The following is a 15,695-nucleotide window of genomic DNA, read 5'->3' on the forward strand; positions in this document are numbered from 1 at the left end:
TTAAAAGGAAAGAATTTAAAACTTGCGAATAGATTTAAATTCAGATGGAATAGAGAGACTAGACAATGTACAGGGTAATAAGTAAAATAGCCATTCCTCTTTGTTCCATAGCATTCACTCAATCTATTTTATTAAATTTTTTCTCTACTAGGTTTTTTAATTCTGTATCATTAACTACAAAATATGATGTTGTTTGACGTAATTCTGTTGTGCCAGGTAAAATAAAAGTCTCAATATCATTGATGTTTATTTTATTTAAAGCCTTTAGATCTTCGGCAATTTTCACAGAAGGATAATTTGTTACAACGTTTTTTGATAATTCGTTATACAATCCACTTATTTCTGCGAGATATTTAGTGTCAAATTTTTGCTTTATTAGTTGTGTAATAAAATTTTGTTGCATTCGTATTCTAGCAATGTCGCCTTCGTGATAACCCGTGCGATAACGGACTAATTGCTCTGCTTTTTCACCATCCAATATTTGCAATCCTTTTTCTAAAGATATATGTAAGTTCTGTGCAGGATCATCATAAAGCATATCAATAGGCACATTAAACTCCACGCCACCTAAAATATCCACAATATTTCTAAAACCTTCAAAATTTATTCTTACGTAATAATTAACAGGTATTTCAAGATTATTAGTAACTGCATCAGTTATTTTTTGGGCATCACCATCGGTCATTAAAGTAGATATTTTATTATCTTGCTTATCTGATGTAATAAGGGTATCTCGCGGAATTGACAACACCGCTAGACTGTTATTAGTTTTATTAAGTGAGAGCAACATTAAAGTATCTGCACGCATTTGCTCATCATCGTCAACGCCGATTAATAGTATATTCGTCTGATTTTCAGTCACATTCCCAATCTCCAGAGGTTTATGTAAATCTTGTGACTGGGTTTTATCACTCAAAACTCCGCTTGCAAAAATAGAAGTACCAAGTATTACACAAGCCGTAATTACTGAGCAGAAAATTGCTATTTTACTTTTTTTTGTAGCATTTTTAATCATGGTAAATCTCCTTTTAATATCATTTTTATTGCTTGCCATTGCCGTGGTAAACAGTTTAGTATTTGTTCTTGTTTGTGAAGCAAGTGTTAATATTGTGTTCATATAGTTTTTTTGTTCCTTTTCGTCCATATGTGCCACAACAGATAGATCGCAAGAGATTTCACACTCCTGATCAATCTGCCTCGATATGATATAGGAGAAAGGATTAAACCAATGAACAGTATTTACAAGCATTGCAAACCATTTATACCAAAGGTCATGTCGCCTGTAATGGGTAAGCTCATGTAACAGTATATATTTTAGATTTTCCTCCGACATTTCTATATCGGGAAGGAGCAACAAGGGACTGAAAATCCCCACCATAAGCGGTGCGTCAATCATGCTTGTTTTTCGGGTTATAATTTTATCTGCGTCTATTCCAGGGCAGGAAATAATGACGGAGTTTTTGTGAATTGCCCGCAAAAATATTAAATATCTAATCAGGTTGATTCCAAATATCAACATCAATCCGACCAGCCACCCATAACATATCATATCTGTTATTCCAAATGAAATATCCTTTAATACATTTACTGTGCTTTGCTCGAGCGATTTAGTGTCAACTGCTGGAAGGGGTATTTGTTGTACATTTTCGAATTCCGCTTGTACTGTTTCGTCTTTGAAATTCTGTTCCATGTTTAGTGAAACATCGGGTGCTATATTAGTGGCGACCTGTGGTAGACGTATAGTGACAGGCCACATCATAACAATAAGTACAATTGCCCATGCGTAATATTGCCATGTAGAGCCAAAACATCTCTTTGTTATAGGCTTTAACAACAGCAACAATGCCGCTAAAACACTTCCTACTGCCGATGTTATAAGTATTGCTCTGAAAATCTGTAATAACATAAATCTGTCGCCCCCCTAAAGATTAAACATCTTTTTGATTTCTTCAATGTCATCTGCGGACATCTCTCCTGTTTTGAATAGAGAAACCGCTAAATTCTTTACAGAGCCGTCATATAACTTTGATACAAGGTTTTTTGTCTGCAATTGCTTGTAATCATTCTTTTTGATAATTGGATAATAGAGATATGACTTTCCTTTTTTTTCGTATGCAACCGCACCCTTTTCTACCAATCGACTAAGCAAAGTAGAAGCAGTTGTGTATTTCCACTTCTTATTAACAACGGTGTTACATACTTCCTGGACTGTCATTGGTTTACCAGTTTTCCAAAGGATTTTGATAACCTCTAATTCTGCCTCGCTGATTTCAAATGCTTTTTTTTCCATATATATGCCTCCCTAATCAATTAACTACAAGCGTAGTTTATATTTAAATACTACATGTGTAGTAGGAATTTGTCAATATTAATATAAAAATTTTAATAATTTCTATGGAAGTAGAAATTATTGTAAATGATAAATAAATTAAAGTGAACATTAAATTACTATTGAAAACTAAAATAAAAAGGAGTAAAATATATAACTAGGTTATATAATAACTATGTTATATAAATAATTATCAAAAATACATTATTTGAAAGGTGATTTGATGGATAAAAAAAATGATATAGAATATATACATGTAGTTGGGGCAAGAGAAAAAAATCTCAAGAATATAAATGTAAAAATTCCAAAGAAAAAGATAACTGTATTCACTGGTGTGTCTGGTTCAGGAAAGTCATCTTTGGTATTTGATACAATAGCGGCAGAATCGCAAAGACAACTCAATGAAACGTATTCGAGTTTTATTCGCCATCGTCTGCCACATTATGGACAGCCACATGTGGATGCTATAGAAAATTTATCTGTGGCAATTATTATTGATCAAAAACGTATTGGAGGAAATGCAAGGTCAACAGTTGGAACAATTACGGATATATATTCATTGTTAAGATTATTATTTTCTCGTATAGGAAAGCCATTTGTTGGTTATTCCGATGTTTTCTCATTTAATAATCCTCAAGGAATGTGCCCTAAGTGTGAGGGGATTGGGAAAATAGATATGATAAGTATTGATCGGCTGTTAGATAAAAATAAGTCTCTTAATGAAGGTGCAATTCTATTTCCTACCTTTGAGCCAGGAGGATGGCGATTAAAAAGATATATTCATTCAGGATTTTTTGACAATGATAAAAAAATCAAAGACTTTACAGAGAAAGAATTAGAGCTACTTTTATACCAATCAGATATTAAAGTAACAACTTCTGACCCCCAATGGCCTAAGACTTCCCTTTATGAAGGACTTATTCCTAGAATTGAGAGAAGTTTTCTCAAAAAGGAAGATGGAGAAGCAAAGAAATATAAAAAAGAAATTGATAAGATTGTTAGTAAAAAAACATGCCCTGTTTGTGGGGGTGCTAGATTAGCACAGACTGTTTTACAATGTAAAATAAACGGTAAGAATATTGCGGACTGTGTTAAAATGCAAGTTACAGATTTAATAGAGTTTATCTATACCATCAACGAACCAAAAGCCACTACTATGGTGAAAGCCATAATTGACCGACTTAACCATTTAGTTTCCATTGGTTTAGGGTATTTAAGCTTAAACAGAGAAACTTCAACACTTTCTGGAGGTGAATCTCAGCGCATAAAGATGGTCCGACAATTAGGAAGTAGTTTGACTGGTCTTACCTATATCTTTGATGAGCCAAGCATTGGCTTACATCCCCATGATATAGATAAAATCAATACACTTTTAAACCTTTTACGAGAAAAAGGAAATACGGTCTTGATAGTGGAGCATGACCCTGATGTTATTAAAATTGCAGATCATGTTATTGATATGGGACCGAATGCAGGTATAAACGGTGGAAAAATAATGTACCAAGGTTCATTAGATGGTCTGAAACGTTCTGACACGCTGACAGGTAAAACTTTTAGTAGAAAAATCCAACTGAAAGAAAACTTTAGAACCCCAATTGGGCATTTATCTTTAAAAAACGTACATTTACATAATCTCAAAAATATCAGCGTGGATATCCACAAAGGTGTTATGACAGTTGTAACAGGAGTTGCAGGATCAGGCAAAAGTACGTTAATCAATCAGGTTTTGCCAAAAGTTTATCCTGATACCATTTTTATCGACCAAAAACCAATACAGACTTCAAAACGATCTAACATTGCCACTTTTACTGGAATGTTTAATAAAATAAGAGAACTATTTTCCAAGGCAAATCATGTTAAATCTCCATTATTTAGTTTCAATTCCCAAGGAGCCTGTCCCAACTGTAAAGGGTTAGGAGTAACCTATACGGATTTAGCATTTATGGATACTATTGTAACAGTATGTGAGGAATGTCAAGGTAGACGATTCACAGACGAAGTATTAAATTATAAATTGAGAGGTAAGAGTATCAGTGAAGTTTTAAATATGACAGTTGATGAAGCCTTAGATTTTTTCTATGAAAAAGACATATTAGATATGCTGAAAAAATTGAAAGATGTAGGAATCACTTATATTACATTAGGACAACCCTTAAACACATTATCTGGGGGTGAATTGCAAAGAGTAAAACTTGCGTCAGAATTGGAAAACAGGGGAAATGTTTATGTATTGGACGAGCCTACAACAGGACTTCATATGTCAGATATATGGCAGCTACTTAAAATTTTGAACCGTCTTGTGGACCAAGGCAGCACTGTAATTGTAATAGAGCACAATTTAGACGTGATGAGTCAAGCTGACTGGATTATTGATTTAGGACCACTTGCTGGGCAACAAGGTGGGAATCTAATATTTGAAGGAACAATAAAAGATTTAGTAAATTGTACGTCCTCAATAACAGGACAATATTTAAAGAAATATATTAAGGAAGGTGAATAGCTATGGCTAAAAAAGAATTAGAAGATAATTATATTCCTTTTCAATGTATGATTATCAGTAGTATTAATCGCTTTAATATAGAAGGAGTGACAACAGCACAATATACTATACTAGATATCTTAGATAAGCAAGGAGCAAAGACCACAAAGGAGTTAGCAGAAATTCGTGGAATTTCCCAAGCGGGTATGTCTAAATTAACTAAAAGGCTTTTGGAAAAAAACTACATCATTCAACAACGGAGGGACACAGACCGTAGAATTTATGACATTATGATTACGACAGATGGAAAGAACTTTCTTGCAAGATCAGAAAAGTTTAGAAATGAAATTATGGACTTAATTGAAGATACTTTATCAGAAAAAGAATTGAAATGTTTTGTGAAGTTGTGTAAAAAAATCACTGATTCTTATTGTGTAACGAATAATATAGATTCTAAAAAATAAGCCTCTTATGTAAAATAAAAGTGGATTTGCCAACCACAATTATTTGAGAAAACACGAGAAATTGAATAGATTAGAATATGCCGGTTGAGGTGAGTTGACCTTGGCTGGTATTTTTTTATTAAATATGGTTAAGATAACGGTATCTAAATTGTATAATCTGCAATGTATTTTAAACGAATACATATTTTCTAATGAGCTGGGCGATATAAATTAGAGAATAATTAAAGGAGTGAAAAGCTTGGAAAATGCAATGTTTTGTTATCAGTGTGAACAAACAATGGGAGGAAAAGGTTGTACAAAACATGGAGTATGTGGAAAGTCACCAGAAATAGCCAATTTACAAGATTTATTGATATACCAATTAAAAGGTATATCATGTTATGCAAAACCTTTAATTGAAAAGGGAGAAATTATAGATAAAGAAATTGTAAAATTTGTAGAGAATGGATTGTTTACTACTCTAACAAATGTAAATTTTGATGCAGAGGTTCATGTGAAATTATTAAGAGAATCACAAAAAATAAAAGAAGCTCTAAGGGAAAAAGCACCTATTGGACAATATCCTGATCCTGCTATGTATGATCTTAGTGACACTAAAGAATCAATGTTAAAGGACTCAATAAAAGCTGGTATTATGTATGATCAAGAACTAGATGCTGATATTCGTTCATTAAGATCCACTATACTTTATGGATTAAAAGGTATAAGTGCCTATGGTCATCAAGCAAGGTTTATTAATTATCATAGTGATCAAGTAGATCAGTTTTACTTCTTAGGATTAGAAGCTACTACAAATGATAATTTAACTCTTGAAGATTTGATTCGTATGACAATGAGAACAGGAGATATGAGTGTAGAAGTAATGAGAATTTTAGATGAAGCCAATACGGAGACATATGAAAATCCATCTCCACATAAAGTTAATGTAAACATTAAGAAAGGACCATTTATAGTTATATCAGGGCATGATCTGAGAGATTTAGAAATGCTCCTTCAACAAACAGAAGGAAAAGGCATTAATGTTTATACTCATGGAGAAATGTTACCGTCTCATGGATATCCATCACTAAAAAAATACAAGCATCTAGTAGGGAACTATGGTTCTGCATGGCAAAACCAGCAAAAAGAGTTTGATAATATACCTGGATGTATTTTGATGACTACTAACTGCTTAATGAGACCAAGAGAGTCCTATAAAGACAGAATATTTACTACTAATGTTGTAGGCTGGGATGGCGTTAAGAATATTAAAGTGAATGAAGAGGGTACAAAAGATTTTAGTGAAATTATAAATAAAGCGTTGGAACTTGGTGGATTTAAAGAAGATGAAGAAGAAAAGGAAATTTTAGTAGGATTTGGACATCATGAAACCTTATCTCATGCTGAAACTATAGTCAATGCAGTGAAGGAAGGAAAGATTAAACACTTTTTTTTAATAGGTGGATGTGATGGAGCAAAGCCAGGAAGAAATTACTATACTCAATTTGCTGAAAAAGTTCCTAAAGATTGTGTCATTCTAACATTAGCCTGTGGGAAGTATAGATTTAATAAATTAGATTTTGGAACAGTAGCAGGATTACCTAGACTATTAGATGTGGGACAATGTAATGATGCATATTCAGCAGTTAAAATTGCTTCGGCTCTTGCAGATGCATTTGACACAGATGTCAATTCTCTACCTCTAACTATAGTACTTTCCTGGTATGAACAAAAGGCAGTTGCTGATTTATTAGCATTATTATCTCTTGGAATCAATGGAATGTACTTAGGACCAAGTTTACCTGCGTTTATATCTCCAAATGTATTACAATACTTAGTAGATACATTTGATATAAAACCCATAAGTACTCCAGATGATGATTTGAAGAACTCTCTACAACAGCATTATTAAAAATACAAATTTTACAGATGAAAAGATTAGTAAAGAATCCTAATAAACTCTATGATTTTAGGAGGTATTTTGAAGATTTCAATTACATAGGCGTATGGCGAAACATTAGAAAGTGATAAAGAAGAAAAAGATCTTGTTTATATTTTAGAAAACAAGATCTTTTCATATTATTATTTTAATATTTGCCCTAAAAATTTTTGTGCTCTTTCTGTTTGAGGGTTGCTAAATAATTTTTTAGGAATACCTTCTTCAATGATTCTACCTTCATCCATAAAAATTACTCGATCAGCTACTTCACGAGCAAATCCCATTTCATGAGAAACTACTACCATTGTCATTCCTTCTTTAGCTAAATCTTGCATTACAGTTAATACTTCTCCAACTAATTCTGGATCGAGTGCAGATGTTGGCTCATCAAAAAACATAATCTTAGGTTCCATAGCTAAAGAACGTGCAATGGCAACTCGTTGTTGTTGACCTCCTGAAAGCCGAGAAGGGTATTCATTTTTCTTGTCAAGTAAGCCTACTTTTTTTAAAAGTTTTTCTCCCAGTGATATAGCAACATCTATAGGCATTTTTTTAACCATAATAAGCCCTTCTATTACATTTTCTATAACACTCATATGAGGAAATAAATTAAAATTTTGAAATACCATTCCTGTATTTTTTCGGAGTTGACGAATTTTTTTGATTTGTTTTTTATGAGTCACATCAGAGTCAATGGCAACGCCTCCGACCTCAATACGTCCATGATCTATTCTTTCGAGTCCATTTAAACATCGCAAAAATGTAGTTTTACCTGAGCCACTAGGTCCTATAATTACGACTACTTCTTTAGGATGAATACAAAGATCAATTTCTTTTAAAATTTCTAAATCTGCAAATTTTTTACTTAAATTACATACTTTAATCACTATAGTCCACATCCTTAAGATGAATAAATTTTTGATAGTTTTCTTTCAATAAACCCAAGTCCTATAGAAAATAATGTACTCATGATCCAATACATAAGAGCAATTGCAATATAAAATGGCATTACAACAAGATGTTTTGATATTAACAATTGGGAAGTACGTAATAATTCGGTTACTGTAATAACAGAAACTAAAGATGTTTCCTTAAGCATACCAATAAATGTATTTCCTAATGGAGGAATAGCAACTCTTGCTGCTTGTGGTAGAATAATTCTTCGCATTGCTTGGTAGTGTGTCATTCCTATACACATTGCTGCTTCCATTTGTCCTTTAGGAATAGAAAGAATAGCACCTCTTAAAGTTTCAGATATATATGCACTAATATTAAGACTAAGAGAGATACAGGCAGCTGTAAGAGGATCTAAAAGTATTCCTATATCTGGGAGTCCATAGTAAATAATAAAAATTTGTACTAACAAAGGTGTACCACGAATAATAGAAACATATCCCTTTGCAAATGTAGCTAGTGTTTGATGTTTTGTCAAACGAGCCAGAGCAACCAATAATCCAATCATTAATCCAAATGTCATAGAAATTATGGTGATTAACATAGTGTAATAGGCTCCCTTTAAAAGGAGATTGATGTCTTGTAGTACTAAGTCCATGATGATTGTTCCTCCATTTATTTTAAATTATATATTTGGTTCAACATCAAACCATTTTATAAATATTTTCTTGTATGTTCCATCATTTTTCATATCTTCTAAAGCTTGATCCACTGCTTTTAGAAATTCAGGGTTTTCTTTACGAATTGCCATTCCTGCAAAATCTTCTTTAAGTGGTTTTCCAACGGTTTTAATATGAATATTATTTTTTTCTACTTCAGGTTTGATTGCAAAGATATTGTTAATTGTTGCATCAATCCTTCCAGTATTTAAATCCATTAAAGAAGTAATAACATCATTATAAGTAATAATTTCAAAGTTACCTACTTTCGGCATTACATCATCTCTAAGATATTGTTCATCATTTGTTCCTAATCCAACACCGATTTTTTTATTTTTAAAATCTTCTACAGAATTAATTGTATTATTATCAGATCGTACAATAACATTTACAGTGTTTTTAATATATGGTTTAGAAAAATCCATTGTTTGTTTTCTTTCATCTGTGATAGTCATTTGACTTACTACAATATCAAACTTTCCTTTTTCAAGACCTGCAACCATGCTTGACCAGTCAGTTGTAATAAACTCTGCTTCTACGCCAATTCTTTTTGCGATTTCTTTAGCAATATCTGCATCGAAACCATCTACTTCATTATTTTTATTCAAAAAATTGTATGGAGGATATGTTCCCATTAATCCAACTTTCATTTTACCTGAGTTTTTAATTTGATCTAGTAGATTTACATTTTGTGGTTCTTGTTTTGAACTACAGCCAACAAATATCATTGATAAAATTGTAAGTAATGCAAGTACATTAAATATTTTTGTGATTGATTTTTTCATATACATTCTCCTCTTCTTATAATCAATTCATAGTATTTTGGTATGAATACTATGAATTGATTATACATAAAAAAATAATGAAATTCAATACAAATAACAAAATAATTTTTATTAAATATAAGATAATGCAATCAAAAACAGTAAGAAAAATAAATCTTTAGAAAAACCAGTGGCTTTATGGATATTAAGAAAAAAGTGGGATGCGTGCTTGGAGGAAAATTAACTCATCCTAAAGAGTGAATAAGATCAATAGAGTGAATTGAAGAAGTTTATGAGTAAATAAAAAAACACATGGCGTCCAGAAAAGCTGGACGCCAATTCAAGCTAAAAGTTAGATTTTAAGGGGTTCTTCCCACCAGCCAAAAGCAATTCTACCTGAGGATGATAGGTCAGGAGATTCTGGATTAGATAAAAATATGAGAAAAGACCCGCAAGGTGGGAATATAAACTTACCTTGCTCATCATCTACTAGTGTACTTTCAGGTTGAGCACGTCGAACAAAAGCTTTAATTCCACCTGTAGGCTCTCCTGTTACATTTACTGCATACTGAAGTTCTATTCGAGGTTGTGGCAGAGGACAAAGAGCAGTATTAGCTGGTGTGATTAGAGTGGATTTTTGAGGTACTCCAGGCGCAGATGCATTAAACCAAATCTGAGCTCGAAATGAAGAATCTACTACATCACTTACAGTCCAGACGGCTAAATGCAAATTAACACCAGAGTTTGGTGGATTATATAATCTAGCCCAAGCACTTGTACCCATTCCAAAGGTTAGATTATCTGCATAGCCTACAAAATATTTTCCTTCAAGAGATTTTGCTAGGTTAATTGGAACGTCAACTGTATATTGTAGCGATGGGGTAAAGATTGATGGCTTAGAGTGATAGCATCCACAGTGTTGATTATGGCAGTTTATTGAGCTACAAGATATACAATTAGATGAATTGGAATATTGTCCTTGATAATTTATGTTAGGGTGATAGTCCATAAATATTACTCCTTTACTATAACCTATATAGACAGCTATTATGAATAGTTTGGATCAAGAGAGAAGGATAAATTACTCAAGAAAGCCTGTCTTAGTACATAGTATTCATAGTAAGCAAAAAAGGGACAGTTAAATATTAAAATATCTATATATACTAATTTAACCATGGGAATGAAAAGAGGATATCATATGTGGGAGGTAGACTCAGTGGTAAATATTTTGTATAATTGCTTTGAAAATGTTTTTACTCAAAAATCATTTTGAATATTACAAATCAATAATCAATTGTTCGATAACTTTTATACCCAAAAAGGAGAATAAAATGATAGAAAAAATATTAGATTTTAATCGTACGTTTGTATCTGAGAAAAAATATGAGACTTATAGAACAAGCAAATATCCAAATAAAAAAGTTGCTATTGTTACTTGTATGGATACTCGTTTAATAGAATTGCTCCCTGCAGCATTAGGGCTAAAGAATGGTGATGCTAAAATTATCAAAAATGCTGGAGGAATCATTTCTCATCCTTTTGGAAGTGCTGTTCGCAGTTTGTTAGTTGCCATATATGAACTGAATGTTAATGAAATTATTGTTATTGGTCATACGGATTGTGGAGTTCAACATATGGATAGTGAAAAAATACTGGATCATATGAAACGGCGAGGAATTCCTTCCGAACGAATTGAACTAGCTCGAGATTTTGGAGTGAATGTAGATGCTTGGTTAAGAGGATTTGAGGATGTGAATACTTCAGTAAAAAATTCTGTAGCATTGTTACGCCGTCATCCACTTATTCCAGATGATGTCTGTATATATGGATATATAATGGATTCTGTTACAGGAGAACTGACATCTGTTTCTGAATAAACTATATTTTATTTGATATAATTTTAGGTGTTTATAGGGAACTAATTATAGTTGAGAAGGTAAAGCTTGCCTCTTTGAACCTGTTGAGCTTAGGGAAGCAAATTGTTTATAAGAAAATTTTGTATTGGATTAGGTTCTATGTCAATAATTGAAATGAGAGTATTTGAATCTTACTCTATTTCTATATTTAGGGCCAACTATATACTATGGACTTGTTTTTAGGCATAATTGATAAACCTAAGTTTAAAATTTAGGTTAGCATATTTTAATTTGTACAAAGAAGTATACCATGTTGTTAACTGTCCTAATACTTTAATACTAATGTTTGTGTAAAATAATTTCAGAATGATATACTATATACAATGTACGTGAATATTTTTTTGTAAGGAGCGAATGGTATGAAGGATGTAACAGCAGCCGTTATTATAAAAGATGATTTGATTTTAATAGCTAGAAGAGGTAAAAATGAAAATTTAGAAGGAAAATGGGAGTTTCCAGGGGGAAAGATCGAAAAAGATGAAACACCACAGCAATGCTTGAAAAGAGAAATTCAAGAGGAGTTAAATATAGAAATTGAAGTAGGGGATTTTTTAGGCGAAAGTATTTATAAATATTCTAATGGTGAAATAAGATTGTTAGCATATTTTTCTATAATCATTGAAGGGGAAATGAAGTTATCTGTTCATGATAAAGTGAAATGGGTTAATATTAAAGAAATGGATACATTTGATTTTGCACCAGCAGATGTGCCGTTAGTAAAAAGATTAAAGGAGAGTTTAATGTGATATGTTTTATAGTTAAAATATATCATGAGAAAAAAGGGGGAGTTAGGTGGAACTTTTAACGGCTTTTGGTAGTATCTTTAGCATTATTATTATGATAGGAATCGGATATATTCTAACCTATAAAGGGTGGATGGACAAATCAGGTGCTGGATTGTTTTCAAAAATTGTTATTCATATATCATTACCAGCTATGATGCTTTATAATCTTATGTCAGATTTTGATAGAGCAAAACTTTTAAGTCTTGGAAAAGGGTTAATCATTCCTTTTGTTTCTATAGCATTGGCTTATGTATTAGGTAAAATATTTATAAAAATTTTTAATATTACTCCCAATAGACGGGGGTCTTTTTTATCTATGTTTTTTGTGTCTAATACAATATTTATTGGTTTGCCAGTGAATTTAGCTTTATTTGGATCAGAAAGCGTTCCTTATGTTTTATTATATTATATAGCGAATACGACTTTTTTTTGGACTATCGGTGTTTTTGAGATTAGTAAAGATGGGGAAGAAGAACCTAAGAGGTTTTTGTCCGTAGATACTATTAAAAGAATATGTTCCCCTCCACTGATGGGATTTATAGTAGCGATCTTTTTAATCGTTTTATCTATCCCTGTCCCTAAATTTATGATGGATACTTGCAAATATTTAGGAAATTTAACAACGCCTTTATCTATGTTATTTATAGGAAACACAATATATTATATTGATATGAAAGGAATTTCATTTGACAAAGATGTTTGGGGTGTTTTATTAGGCAGATTTATTATATCTCCTCTTTTAGTAATAGGTTTATGTACATTCTTTCCTTTGCCAGAACTTATGCAAAAAGTATTTGTGATTCAAGCTGCTATGCCAGTGATGACAAATACTGCTATAGTATCTAAATCATATCATGCAGATTGTCAATATTCAGCTATTATGATTACCATTACTACTATACTAAGCTTACTGATCATTCCCATATATAAAATATTTCTTCAGTAAAGTCAATCTTTGTCCCCTTTAGGGGATTTTTTTAGACTATATCTTTATGCCCATTTTTTTTGTTGGTTATTTTTGTTATAATATTACAAAAGGGGGGATATAAAAGGGATTTATAAGGAACATAAGAGAAAGGGTTTAAAAAAGGGGAGGATATGTAATAATGAAATTAAGAAGATTTAAGAAAAATGCTGTGATTTTAATATGTGTGACTTTAGCTTTTTTGTTTACAGGAATTTATTTTACTTATTCCATAAAGACTCAAACACAAATTAATACTATGCTCAATGATGTTCTAATGGATGAAATCAATGCATCTAAAGAAAGTATTGAAAATATTTTTAGAGGATATGAAGAATCAGCTTATATGCTGGCTAGTAATCCAGAGATAAAAAATTTCTCTGATTCTGTAGAGTATGAAAATAGAGTAGAAAATATTTTACTCAATGCTTATCATACAAAAGAAAAAGATATTGTAGATATTTACATAGGAGACAAGAATAAAAGAATGTTGTCTGCTATCACTCCTAATGAAGAGTTAGAGGGCTATGATCCTCAATATAGCGACAATGGAGACAAAAAAGATTGGTATTTTATGCCTGTAGACGATCATAAGACATATTGGTCTGATGTTTATAGAGACGTTTTGACAAATGTGCAGATGATTACCGTTGCTGTACCTGTTATGGATCATAACAATCAAGCTGTTGGATCTATGGGAATAGATTATTATGCAAATGAAGTTAATAAATCTATTGGTTCAAAAAAACTTTTGAAAAATGGTTTTTATCAATTAGTAGACTGTGAAGGAAAAATCGTTTCAGATAAAAATTTTAATACCCAACAAGAAAAATCATCTGTGGGAAGATGGCATTTTAACCAAGAGATTGTTAATTATGCCAAGGATCATAATCAAAGGGGTATTAAGTTTTTTGATATAGATAAAGATTCAAAAGTTTATATACCTGAAAAATTAAAAAAAGCAAAAACAATAGAAGATTTAGGAGAATTTGAAAATCAAATTGAAGATTTAAATGGAGATGGTAAATTATTAGATAATATACCTTTTTATATTTTTACAGAAGAACTAAAATCTAAGATGTATCCAGGAGATTATAAGGCAATAGCTATTAAGTTACCTGACACAAATTTGACACTCGTAGGAATGGTAGATAAACAGGATGTTTTAGCTTATTCAAAAGAAGTAAATAAAGCTTCTGTAACGATTATGTATATTTTTCTTCCATTGCTTGCAATTTTAATATTTTTGGTATATCGTCGTTCAATGAATATCCTTAATGTCGTTACAAATCATATTGATGAAATGTCAAAGGGACATTTTTCATTTAGAACGAATTCAAAATATATATCATTTAAAGAGGTATTTGATAAATTAAATAGGGCTAGTGAAAGTGTAGAGAAAGCTTTAAAGGATACAAAGAATACATTTAATGAGGTATTTGAAAATATTAAAATTACAGAAAAGGACCTAGATCATGTAAAGAATTTTTCTGATAAAGTAGAAATGACAATAGAAGATGTATCAAGTGGAATTTATCAACAATCGGAGGATGCAGTAAAAGGAGCTTCTTATGTAGGAAATATTTCTAAATTAATAGAAGATATTAATTTGAATACTACGAATTTAGTATCCAAAACAAAAGAAGTCAATACAATAAATAAAGAGAATCAGAAGAATCTAGAGGAATTAAGACATAAATCCAATCGTGCTAGAAACGTTTCTGATGAAATTACAGTTATTGTATCTGAGCTAAAAGAAAATACTCAAAACATAGGAAACATAGTAGAAACAATTGATGGCATCGCTTCACAAACTAATTTATTAGCACTTAATGCTTCTATTGAAGCAGCAAGGGCAGGAGATGCAGGTCGGGGATTTGCAGTCGTAGCAGATGAAATTCGTAACCTAGCAGAAGAGACTGGAAAATCAACGAATAAGATAGGAAAAATTGTAGATTCTATTCAAGATATCTCTCAAAAGGTGTCTAAGTCTATTGGTGATGTAAATATGGCTATTGATGAGCAGATTGTATCTTCTGAGAATGTAGAAAAATCTTTTGAAGTATCTAGTGATATATATATTCAATTTGAAAAATCTTTTAAAGAAATCTATGAGCAATTAAATGAGTTAAATATAAAAAATTCAGAAATAGAAAAATCAATTACAAATATGGCAGCTGTATCCGAAGAAACTGCAGCTTCTGGTGAAGAAATTCACAATTTCACACAACATCAAAGAAGTTTAATGGAAGGTACGATAAAATCATTAGATAATATAAAAAAACAAGTTAATATATTAGGAGAGAAATTAAATCAATTTCACTAAAAATTAAATCATTCTATATTGTATTGAATGAAATAATGCCTTATTTAAAAAACCCTCTTTTCAATTTTATATGAAAAGAGGGTTTTTTTAGAGTATATAATGATTGGAAAATATATAAATAATATTTTTTACTGATA

General features: G+C 31.4%; 13 protein-coding genes. 7 read left to right on the forward strand and 6 right to left on the reverse strand.

Features of this window, described 5'->3' with window-relative positions; all coding sequences use genetic code 11:
• Window positions 1-118: 118 nt before the first annotated feature.
• Together BN2409_RS10130 and BN2409_RS10135 are read right to left on the reverse strand one after the other, a co-directional pair.
• The gene (locus tag BN2409_RS10130) at window positions 119-1,906 is read right to left on the reverse strand and encodes a M56 family metallopeptidase/LCP family protein (RefSeq protein ID WP_053956519.1); all 1,788 of its coding nucleotides are present in this window, start codon (window positions 1,904-1,906) and stop codon (window positions 119-121) included.
• A 15-nt stretch (window positions 1,907-1,921) separates the two neighbouring features.
• Complete coding sequence (locus BN2409_RS10135) at window positions 1,922-2,290, reverse strand: BlaI/MecI/CopY family transcriptional regulator (RefSeq protein WP_053956520.1); 369 nt, start codon at window positions 2,288-2,290, stop codon at window positions 1,922-1,924.
• Window positions 2,291-2,552: 262 nt separating this feature from the next.
• On the opposite strand from BN2409_RS10135, the gene BN2409_RS10140 reads away from it, so the two are divergent.
• The 3 genes from BN2409_RS10140 to hcp all read left to right on the forward strand — a co-directional run bounded on the left by BN2409_RS10140 (window position 2,553) and on the right by hcp (window position 7,163).
• Complete coding sequence (locus tag BN2409_RS10140) at window positions 2,553-4,829, forward strand: ATP-binding cassette domain-containing protein (protein WP_053956521.1); 2,277 nt, start codon at window positions 2,553-2,555, stop codon at window positions 4,827-4,829.
• 2 nt (window positions 4,830-4,831) lie between these two features.
• Window positions 4,832-5,272, forward strand: a complete 441-nt coding sequence (locus BN2409_RS10145; RefSeq protein ID WP_053956522.1) for a MarR family winged helix-turn-helix transcriptional regulator — start codon at window positions 4,832-4,834, stop codon at window positions 5,270-5,272.
• A 250-nt stretch (window positions 5,273-5,522) separates the two neighbouring features.
• A complete protein-coding gene (hcp, locus tag BN2409_RS10150; protein WP_110943200.1) occupies window positions 5,523-7,163 on the forward strand; it encodes a hydroxylamine reductase in 1,641 nt (546 codons plus the stop codon).
• Window positions 7,164-7,333: 170 nt separating this feature from the next.
• Here hcp and BN2409_RS10155 read toward each other — a convergent pair whose 3' ends face one another.
• The 4 genes from BN2409_RS10155 to BN2409_RS10170 form a co-directional block, all read right to left on the reverse strand.
• Window positions 7,334-8,077, reverse strand: coding sequence for an amino acid ABC transporter ATP-binding protein (locus tag BN2409_RS10155; RefSeq protein ID WP_110943078.1), 744 nt, complete (start codon window positions 8,075-8,077; stop codon window positions 7,334-7,336).
• 14 nt (window positions 8,078-8,091) lie between these two features.
• Window positions 8,092-8,742: an amino acid ABC transporter permease gene (locus BN2409_RS10160; protein WP_053956525.1), complete on the reverse strand. Its 651-nt coding sequence runs from the start codon at window positions 8,740-8,742 to the stop codon at window positions 8,092-8,094.
• A gap of 27 nt (window positions 8,743-8,769) precedes the next feature.
• Window positions 8,770-9,588, reverse strand: a complete 819-nt coding sequence (locus tag BN2409_RS10165) for a transporter substrate-binding domain-containing protein (RefSeq protein ID WP_053956526.1) — start codon at window positions 9,586-9,588, stop codon at window positions 8,770-8,772.
• A 331-nt stretch (window positions 9,589-9,919) separates the two neighbouring features.
• Window positions 9,920-10,576: a DUF6143 family protein gene (locus tag BN2409_RS10170; RefSeq protein ID WP_242847948.1), complete on the reverse strand. Its 657-nt coding sequence runs from the start codon at window positions 10,574-10,576 to the stop codon at window positions 9,920-9,922.
• 322 nt (window positions 10,577-10,898) lie between these two features.
• On the opposite strand from BN2409_RS10170, the gene BN2409_RS10175 reads away from it, so the two are divergent.
• The 4 genes from BN2409_RS10175 (at window position 10,899) to BN2409_RS10190 (ending at window position 15,558) form a co-directional block, all read left to right on the forward strand.
• Window positions 10,899-11,444, forward strand: coding sequence for a beta-class carbonic anhydrase (locus BN2409_RS10175; protein WP_053956527.1), 546 nt, complete (start codon window positions 10,899-10,901; stop codon window positions 11,442-11,444).
• Between the two features lie 398 nt (window positions 11,445-11,842).
• Window positions 11,843-12,229, forward strand: coding sequence for a (deoxy)nucleoside triphosphate pyrophosphohydrolase (locus tag BN2409_RS10180; protein WP_053956528.1), 387 nt, complete (start codon window positions 11,843-11,845; stop codon window positions 12,227-12,229).
• A 46-nt stretch (window positions 12,230-12,275) separates the two neighbouring features.
• The gene (locus BN2409_RS10185; protein ID WP_053956529.1) at window positions 12,276-13,214 is read left to right on the forward strand and encodes an AEC family transporter; all 939 of its coding nucleotides are present in this window, start codon (window positions 12,276-12,278) and stop codon (window positions 13,212-13,214) included.
• A gap of 160 nt (window positions 13,215-13,374) precedes the next feature.
• Window positions 13,375-15,558 (forward strand): methyl-accepting chemotaxis protein, encoded by a 2,184-nt coding sequence (locus BN2409_RS10190; RefSeq protein WP_053956530.1) that lies wholly within the window; start codon window positions 13,375-13,377, stop codon window positions 15,556-15,558.
• Window positions 15,559-15,695 lie beyond the last annotated feature (137 nt).

It is taken from the genome of Inediibacterium massiliense, from assembly GCF_001282725.1.
Taxonomy (GTDB): Bacteria; Bacillota; Clostridia; order Peptostreptococcales; family Thermotaleaceae; genus Anaerophilus; species Anaerophilus massiliensis.

Excerpts from the sequence above, each read along its gene's own strand:
- BN2409_RS10130 (WP_053956519.1), bottom strand. The coding sequence starts at position 1,906 with ATGTTATTACAGATTTTCAGAGCAATACTTATAACATCGGCAGTAGGA.
- hcp (WP_110943200.1), top strand. The coding sequence starts at position 5,523 with ATGTTTTGTTATCAGTGTGAACAAACAATGGGAGGAAAAGGTTGTACA.
- BN2409_RS10160 (WP_053956525.1), bottom strand. The coding sequence starts at position 8,742 with ATGGACTTAGTACTACAAGACATCAATCTCCTTTTAAAGGGAGCCTAT.
- BN2409_RS10135 (WP_053956520.1), bottom strand. The coding sequence starts at position 2,290 with ATGGAAAAAAAAGCATTTGAAATCAGCGAGGCAGAATTAGAGGTTATC.
- BN2409_RS10170 (WP_242847948.1), bottom strand. The coding sequence starts at position 10,576 with ATGGACTATCACCCTAACATAAATTATCAAGGACAATATTCCAATTCA.
- BN2409_RS10140 (WP_053956521.1), top strand. The coding sequence starts at position 2,553 with ATGGATAAAAAAAATGATATAGAATATATACATGTAGTTGGGGCAAGA.
- BN2409_RS10180 (WP_053956528.1), top strand. The coding sequence starts at position 11,843 with ATGAAGGATGTAACAGCAGCCGTTATTATAAAAGATGATTTGATTTTA.
- BN2409_RS10165 (WP_053956526.1), bottom strand. The coding sequence starts at position 9,588 with ATGAAAAAATCAATCACAAAAATATTTAATGTACTTGCATTACTTACA.
- BN2409_RS10190 (WP_053956530.1), top strand. The coding sequence starts at position 13,375 with ATGAAATTAAGAAGATTTAAGAAAAATGCTGTGATTTTAATATGTGTG.
- BN2409_RS10175 (WP_053956527.1), top strand. The coding sequence starts at position 10,899 with ATGATAGAAAAAATATTAGATTTTAATCGTACGTTTGTATCTGAGAAA.
- BN2409_RS10145 (WP_053956522.1), top strand. The coding sequence starts at position 4,832 with ATGGCTAAAAAAGAATTAGAAGATAATTATATTCCTTTTCAATGTATG.